Origin of the sequence: Pedobacter sp. JCM 36344 (assembly GCF_046546555.1) — a bacterium.
Lineage (GTDB): Bacteria > Bacteroidota > Bacteroidia > Sphingobacteriales > Sphingobacteriaceae > Pedobacter.
The window spans coordinates 1-887 of record NZ_JBKHKK010000048.1 but is presented as its reverse complement, the minus strand read 5'-3'; the positions used below and the strand labels follow the sequence as shown (position 1 = coordinate 887).

1 protein-coding gene is annotated in these 887 nt (G+C 43.9%); it reads right to left on the bottom strand.

Going from position 1 to position 887, the window contains the following annotated elements; genetic code table 11:
* Window positions 1-127: 127 nt before the first annotated feature.
* The coding region (istB, locus tag ACHFIZ_RS17920; RefSeq protein WP_410888343.1) for an IS21-like element helper ATPase IstB at window positions 128-887 on the bottom strand (760 nt) is incomplete at its 5' end.

The following is an 887-nucleotide window of genomic DNA, read 5'->3' as shown; positions in this document are numbered from 1 at the left end:
TGTTTATACCAGTTGAATTATGTACCAGGATTCCGATCGAAAAGTGTACCAGTTAGCGAGGCTTAAATGTAAGATATTAAGTTCAATACTGGGCAGTACATCACTGCTCAGTTAGGTAGTTTTTCTTTTATGTATTTGCCTCTGCCTTGTATCCATTCTTAGACCCCATCATACTTTTAGTCTCCTTCATCCGATAGGACTTTCCATTCATATTTACCAGGAAAGATTTGTGGGTTAGCCTATCTAATAGTGCTGCTGTTAATACGGTATCCATTCCAAAGATCTCATGCCATTTATCGAACGATTTATTAGAAGTGATGATCGTTGATTTGATGCCTGTTCTTAAAGAGATATGGTTGAAAAGCATTTCAGCGCCTGGTTTATCAAAGGAGATATAGCCCAGTTCATCACATATGACCAGGTCATATTTTTCGAACTTTAGCTCCAGCGCACGCAGTGTCCTGGAAGAATGGCATTCCCTGATTTGCGTCAGCATTTTTGGAATGGAGGTAAATAGCACGCTTTTTCCTTGCTGACAAGCCTTGATCCCAAGTCCAATGGCGATATGTGTCTTGCCAGTTCCGGGGCTTCCTCCAAGAATAACATTCTGCCCGGCATCAATAAAGTCAAGGGTTTCCAGCAGCGGTAGCTGCGTCATGGCATCGGCAGGAAGTTCTGTCCTGACCAGATCCTGAAGGTATTTCAATTGTGGAAAGCCGGCGTTTCGCAGCTGGGCTTTACGTCGGTTGACCAGCCGGATTTGCTGCTCTGCCAGCAGCAGATTTAGCAGGACCTCTTCAAATGATGTATCATCCTTGATGGCAGTTGTAATAATCTGGTCAAGGTCTTTACGAAAAGCGGACAGCCTAAGTTCAGTGCTGATCTGC